Origin of the sequence: Arthrobacter sp. HMWF013 (assembly GCF_003061105.1) — a bacterium.
GTDB lineage: Bacteria > Actinomycetota > Actinomycetes > Actinomycetales > Micrococcaceae > Arthrobacter.
The window spans coordinates 1-7,132 of sequence record NZ_QAIQ01000665.1; the positions used below are offsets into that span (position 1 = coordinate 1).

The 7,132-nt window shown below is 62.8% G+C and carries 3 protein-coding genes and 1 pseudogene; 1 reads left to right on the forward strand and 3 read right to left on the reverse strand.

The genetic code is table 11. From position 1 onward, the window contains the following. The 3 genes and pseudogenes from DBR22_RS21695 to DBR22_RS21705 form a co-directional block, all read right to left on the reverse strand. Nucleotides 1-1,122: pseudogene (locus DBR22_RS21695) on the reverse strand (DNA-directed RNA polymerase subunit beta'); the annotation flags it as partial. A 106-nt stretch (nucleotides 1,123-1,228) separates the two neighbouring features. Next, on the reverse strand, nucleotides 1,229-4,747 hold the full coding sequence (rpoB, locus tag DBR22_RS21700) for a DNA-directed RNA polymerase subunit beta (RefSeq protein WP_108600689.1): 3,519 nt from the start codon (nucleotides 4,745-4,747) through the stop codon (nucleotides 1,229-1,231). Nucleotides 4,748-5,067: 320 nt separating this feature from the next. Next, nucleotides 5,068-5,538 (reverse strand): hypothetical protein, encoded by a 471-nt coding sequence (locus DBR22_RS21705; protein ID WP_108600690.1) that lies wholly within the window; start codon nucleotides 5,536-5,538, stop codon nucleotides 5,068-5,070. A 252-nt stretch (nucleotides 5,539-5,790) separates the two neighbouring features. Between DBR22_RS21705 and DBR22_RS21710 the strand changes: the two genes are divergently transcribed. Continuing rightward, nucleotides 5,791-6,990: an acetyl-CoA C-acetyltransferase gene (locus DBR22_RS21710; protein ID WP_108600687.1), complete on the forward strand. Its 1,200-nt coding sequence runs from the start codon at nucleotides 5,791-5,793 to the stop codon at nucleotides 6,988-6,990. Nucleotides 6,991-7,132: the final 142 nt, after the last annotated feature.

Genomic DNA, 7,132 nt, shown 5'->3' on the forward strand with positions numbered 1-7,132 from the left:
AAGCATGCGCTTCTCGTTGTTGACGATGATCTCCGGAGCGCCCAGGTCAAGCAGTCGCTTGAGCCGGTTGTTGCGGTTGATCACACGGCGGTAGAGGTCGTTGAGGTCGGAGGTCGCGAAGCGGCCACCGTCCAGCTGGACCATCGGGCGCAGTTCCGGCGGAATCACCGGGACGGCGTCCAGAACCATGCCAAGCGGGCTGTTGCTGGTGGTCAGGAACGCGTTGACCACCTTCAGGCGCTTCAGGGCGCGGGTCTTGCGCTGGCCCTTGCCGTTGGCGATGATGTCGCGCAGCAGGTCCGACTCGGCCTGCATGTCGAAGTTCTCAAGACGCTTCTTGATCGCTTCGGCACCCATGGAGCCTTCGAAGTACATGCCGTAGCGGTCGCGCAGCTCGCGGTAGAGGCCTTCGTCGCCTTCGAGGTCAGCGACCTTGAGGTTCTTGAAGCGGTCCCAGACCTGCTCGAGGCGCTCGATCTCAGCGTCAGCGCGCTTACGCACGTTGGCCATCTGGCGGTCGGCGGAGTCGCGGGCCTTCTTCTTGTCGGCAGCCTTGGCACCTTCACCTTCGAGGCGCGCGATCTCGTTTTCGAGGTCACGGGCGATCGTGGCGATATCGGAGTCGCGGTTGTCGATCAGCTGCTTCTTCTCGATGTCGTGCTCAACCTGAAGGTTGGGCAGTTCCTCGTGGCGTGCATCAGCGTCAACGCTGGTGATCATGTAGGCAGCGAAGTAGATGACCTTTTCGAGGTCCTTCGGCGCCAGGTCAAGGAGGTAGCCCAGGCGGGACGGAACACCCTTGAAGTACCAGATGTGCGTGACCGGGGCGGCCAGCTCGATGTGGCCCATGCGCTCACGGCGGACCTTTGCGCGGGTGACTTCAACGCCACACCGCTCGCAGATGATGCCCTTGAAGCGCACGCGCTTGTACTTACCGCAGTAGCATTCCCAGTCGCGGGAAGGGCCGAAGATCTTCTCGCAGAAGAGGCCGTCCTTCTCGGGCTTGAGCGTGCGGTAGTTGATGGTTTCCGGCTTCTTAACCTCGCCGTAAGACCAGCCACGGATGTCATCCGCGGTGGCGAGGCCGATCTGCATGAGGCCGAAGGAGGATTCGCTGGACATATGGTCCCTGTTCTCTCTTGTTCTCTAAATTCTGAAGTCTTGGGTTACGGGAAGAGGGAGGTGGCGTACGACGGCGGGTGGTCACCCGCCGTCGTACACCCCCTGACTAGACCTCTTCTACGGAACTGGGCTCTGCACGAGACAGATCGATGCCCAGTTCTTCCGCAGCCGTGAAGACTGCGTCATCAGAGTCACGCATTTCAATTGTGGTTCCGTCCGTGGAAAGTACTTCCACGTTCAGGCACAGCGACTGCATTTCCTTGATCAAGACCTTGAAGGACTCAGGAACGCCCGGCTCAGGGATGTTCTCGCCCTTGACGATTGCTTCGTAGACCTTCACACGACCATGGATGTCATCGGACTTGATCGTGAGCAGTTCCTGGAGCGTGTAGGCGGCGCCGTAAGCTTCGAGCGCCCACACTTCCATTTCACCGAAGCGCTGGCCACCGAACTGCGCCTTACCACCCAGCGGCTGCTGCGTGATCATGGAATACGGGCCGGTGGAGCGGGCGTGGATCTTGTCGTCCACCAGGTGGTGGAGCTTCAGGATGTACATGTAGCCGACCGAGATCGGATCCGGGAACGGCTCGCCGGAGCGGCCGTCGAACAAGCGGGTCTTGCCGGAGGAGTTGATCAGGCGGTCGCCGTCGCGGGTCACGTTGGTGGAGTCCAGCAGGCCGGTGATTTCTTCTTCACGGGCGCCGTCGAACACCGGCGTTGCAACAGTGGTCTGGCCACTCTCGCGCGGCAGGTTCGGCAGCTGCTTGATCCACTCCGGCTCGCCTTCGATCTTCCAACCGGTCTTGGCAACCCAGCCGAGGTGCGTTTCGAGCACCTGGCCGACGTTCATACGGCCCGGAACACCCAGCGGGTTCAGGACGATATCAACGGGGGTACCGTCGGCAAGGAAGGGCATGTCCTCGATCGGGAGGATCTTGGAGATAACGCCCTTGTTGCCGTGACGGCCGGCGAGCTTGTCGCCGTCGGTGATCTTGCGCTTGGCAGCCACGTAGACGCGGACCAGCTGGTTCACGCCGGGGGGCAGCTCGTCGTCCTGGTCGCGGTCGAAGACGCGGACACCGATAACGGTGCCGGACTCGCCGTGGGGCACCTTCAGGGAGGTGTCGCGCACTTCGCGGGACTTCTCACCGAAGATGGCTCGCAGCAGGCGCTCTTCCGGGGTCAGTTCGGTTTCACCCTTCGGGGTGACCTTTCCGACCAGGATGTCGCCGGCTTCGACCTCGGCACCGATGTGGATGATGCCGCGCTCGTCCAGGCCTGCCAGGACTTCCTCGGACACGTTGGGGATGTCACGGGTGATTTCCTCGGCACCAAGCTTGGTGTCGCGGGCATCGATCTCGTGCTCCTCGATGTGGATAGAGGAAAGAACGTCTTCGGCAACAATGCGCTGCGAGAGGATGATGGCGTCCTCGAAGTTGTGGCCTTCCCATGACATGAATGCCACGAGCAGGTTCTTACCGAGGGCGAGCTCGCCCTGGTCCGTTGCCGGGCCGTCGGCGATGATGCCGCCGACTTCGAGGCGCTGGCCTTCGTTGACCAGGACGCGGTTGTTGTAGCAGTTGCCCTGGTTGGAGCGTGCGAACTTGTTGATGCGGTAGTTGGTTTCCGTGCCGTCGTCGTTAAGCACGATGACCAGCTCAGCGGAGACCTCGGTGACCACACCGGCCTTCTTGGCGATGGTGACATCACCGGCGTCGACGGCGGCGGCGCGCTCCATGCCGGTGCCCACGAAGGGAGCCTCGGAACGGACCAGCGGCACAGCCTGGCGCTGCATGTTGGCACCCATGAGCGCGCGGTTTGCATCGTCATGCTCCAGGAACGGGATCAGGGCCGTAGCCACAGACACCATCTGGCGCGGGGAAACGTCCATGAACTCGACCTCGCCGGCGGGAACGAGCACAGGCTCGCCTCCACCACCACGGGCGCGGACCAGGACGGTCTCTTCGGCGAACTTCTTGTTCTCATCCAGCGGAGCGTTGGCCTGTGCGATCAGGACCTCTGCTTCGTCGTCGGCGGTGAGGTACTGGACCTCATCGGAGACAACGCCTTCGGAGACGAGACGGTAAGGAGTCTCGATGAAGCCGAACGGGTTGATGCGGCCGTAGGACGCCAGCGAACCGATCAGGCCAATGTTCGGGCCTTCAGGAGTTTCGATGGGGCACATACGTCCGTAGTGGGACGGGTGAACGTCGCGGACTTCCATGCCTGCGCGGTCACGGGACAGACCACCCGGGCCAAGCGCGGACAGACGGCGCTTGTGGGTCAGACCCGAAAGCGGGTTGTTCTGGTCCATGAACTGGGACAGCTGGGACGTTCCGAAGAACTCCTTGATGGCTGCAACAACCGGGCGGATGTTGATCAGGGTCTGCGGCGTGATGGCCTCGACGTCCTGCGTGGTCATACGCTCGCGGACAACGCGCTCCATACGGGACAGGCCGGTGCGGACCTGGTTCTCGATGAGCTCGCCGACGGCGCGGATGCGGCGGTTGCCGAAGTGGTCGATGTCATCGATCTCGACGCGCAGCTCGTGGTCCTGGCCGTCGCGCTTGCCCGTGAGGGTCTTTTCGCCGGCGTGCAGGGCAACGAGGAACTTGATCATCGCAACGATGTCTTCAACGTGCAGGACCGAAGCTTCCTTGTCGCCAAGGGAGCGGTCGATGCCAAGCTTGCGGTTGATCTTGTAACGGCCAACCTTGGCCAGATCGTAGCGCTTGGAGTTGAAGTACAGGTTGTCCAGCAGGGACTGGGCAGCCTCGACTGTGGGCGGCTCGCCTGGTCGCAGCTTCCGGTAGATGTCCAGCAACGCGTCTTCGCGGGTTTCGGTGGCGTCCTTCTCCAGCGTTGCGCGCATGGAGTCGTACTGGCCGAACTCTTCGAGGATCTGGCCTTCGGTCCAGCCAAGGGCCTTCAGCAGAACCGTGACGGACTGCTTGCGCTTGCGGTCGAGGCGGACGCCGACCTGATCGCGCTTGTCGATCTCGAGTTCAAACCATGCACCGCGGGACGGGATGATCTTTGCAGTGAAGATGTCCTTGTCACTGGTCTTGTCAGCGGTGCGCTCAAAGTAGGCGCCCGGTGAACGGACCAGCTGGGAGACGACGACACGCTCGGTGCCGTTGACAACGAAGGTGCCCTTCTCGGTCATCAGCGGGAAGTCACCCATGAACACGGTCTGCTGCTTGATTTCGCCCGTGTTGTTGTTCATGAACTCGGCCTTGACGTACAGCGGAGCCGAGTAAGTTGCGTCCCGGTCCTTGCACTCAGCCATGGTGTATTTGGGATCAGCGAACTCCGGATCGGAGAAGCTCAGGGACATGGTGCCCTGGAAATCCTCGATCGGGGAGATCTCTTCAAAGATGTCCGAGAGTCCGGACGAAGTGGCTACGCTGAGATCGTTTTCTTCAACAGCTTTCGCAACGCGTGCCTGCCAGCGTTCATTGCCGACCAGCCAGTCAAAGCTGTCTGTCTGCAGGGCAAGCAGATTCGGAACGTCAAGAGGTTCGTGAATCTTTGCGAATGAGAGCCGGCGAGTGGCACCATCAGTGGTGTTCGATGCGATAGCGGTGGCAGTGTTATTTACATTAGAGGTGCTCGAGGCGACCAAGAGGGATCCTTCCACAGACCTTCAGGCGTTTTCAGATCTCCCCCGCTGTGCACCCTGCAGAGTGTCTCTGCAGTGCTACCATCCGGTTCCGCTATATGACCCGGGGCCCGGTCTGACCATTGTGTGACGTTGTTGACGGCACGTTAATAGTCAGCTGCCAGGCAAAGCCCACCGCTATATGAAGGCTGAAGGTAAACAGGGAAGACGCAAATATCTACGATACGGCAAAACCCTTAACGTGTCTACCCCACTTCAGCACCTTTTGCAAGCACTGATTTTTTGTCTGCCTGGATCCCGCAAACCGGCTGCAACCGGAAGCGTCAGAGCGTCAGCGTCACGCCCTCAGCGGTGCAGGCGCCGGCGTTCGCAAAGACGGCGTCACGGACGGCATCCTTGGATGCCTGGGCCGGCTGGCCGCCGGTATCGGCAACGGACGAATGGTCGATGGCGAGGGCGCCAAGGGTGGTAAACAGCGCCTTCAGGTTCCCGGAGTAGTCATCTTTGACATCGCGTGCCGCCCGGTACACGTCCTCATGGGCTTCGGGGTCGCTCCCGGCAGCGCGGTACTGGACGTACAAGGAATTGAACAGCTCGCATGCCTCCTTGGCCCCGCCGGCCTGGGGCGCAGCCGACGCTGTGGAAGACCGCGACGGCGATGCCTGGGTGCTTGCGGGGGCGGAAACAGCAGGGGCCGGGGACGCCGTGGTGCTGTCCGGGGCTGGAGTGGAAACGCTGCACCCGGTCAGTCCGGCGAGGCAAGCGACGGCCGCCGCGGCGAGGATTTTCTTCAAGATGCTGCTCCCTGTTGTTCCATGGCTGTTGTGCGCTGTCTGTTCTGCGTTGTCGTCGCCGTCCACCCTACGCACGCAAGCCGCGTCCTGCACATTCCGTGCATGGGTACTTCTCCCCCGAGGCCCTCTCCCGACCGGGGCCGGAATGCACTGCACGGCCCCGGCGTTTGGATCATTAGGTGACGGTGATCACGATAGCCTTGGGCTACAGAGGATCAGATCGAACAACACAACGAGGGTTGGAAGATAACAATGGGCAATTCCACAGACAACACTGACGTTGTCATCCTGGCCGGGGTACGCACACCGCAGGGCCGGCTCAACGGGCAACTGGCGGGCTTCACCGCCGTCGAACTCGGTGCACACGCTATTAAGGCCGCGGTTGCCGCGAGCGGCATCGACGCCGGCCAGGTGGACGCCGTGATCATGGGCCAGGTGCTGCAGGCCGGCGCCGGCCAGAACCCGGCGCGCCAGAGCGCCATCGCCGCAGGCATCGGCTGGAACGTTCCCACCGTCACCATCAACAAGGTGTGCCTGTCCGGGCTGACTGCCGTTATTGACGCCGCCCGGCTGATCCGCAGCGGCGATGCCACGGTGGTGGTGGCCGGCGGCCAGGAATCCATGACCCGCGCCCCGCACCTGCTCCCGGGCTCACGGCAGGGCTGGACCTACGGCGCCATCCAGGCCCTGGACGTGGCTGCCCATGACGGCCTCACCGACGCTTTCGACGGCCAGTCCATGGGCCTGTCCACCGAAACCAGGAACCTCGCGCTGGGGATCGACCGCGCCTCGCAGGACAACGTGGCAGCCCAGTCGCACCAGCGCGCCGCGCTTGCGGCAAAAAATGGAATCTTCGACGACGAGATCGCACCAATCAGCGTCAAGCAGCGCAAGGGCGATCCCATCGTCGTCTCCGCAGACGAAGGTGTACGGCCCAACACGTCCATCGAATCCCTCGCCGGGCTGCGCGCCGCGTTCGTCACGGACGGCACCATCACGGCCGGCAACTCCTCCCCCCTGTCCGACGGCGCCTCCGCACTTGTTCTGGCATCGCGCCGGTTTGCCGAGGAGAACGGACTGGAATACCTGGCCGTCCTCGGAAAGCCCGGGCAGGTGGCAGGCCCGGACAATTCACTGCACTCCCAGCCGTCAAACGCGATCAAAGATGCCCTGGCGCGAGCCGGCTGGAGCACCGCTGACCTGGACTTCATTGAAATCAACGAAGCATTCGGGTCCGTGGCCGTCCAGTCGCTCAAGGATCTGGACTACCCGCTGGAGCAGTGCAACATCCACGGCGGCGCCATTGCGCTGGGCCACCCGATCGGTGCATCAGGCGCAAGGCTGGCCCTCCACGCCGCCCACGAGCTTAAACGGCGCGGCACCGGCAAAGCCGCGGTCTCCCTGTGCGGGGGCGGCGGGCAGGGCGAAGCCCTTCTGCTGTACCGGGACTGATGGTGGGGCAGGCCGGTAACGGGAGCACCGCCGTCGGACGTCAGCGTTTCCTGGCGGACGCCGCAGCGCGCGGCCTGGAGGTCCAGATCGTTGAGCGGCTGGCCGCCGGGAGCCTGGCGGCCAGCCGCTCAACGATCTGGAC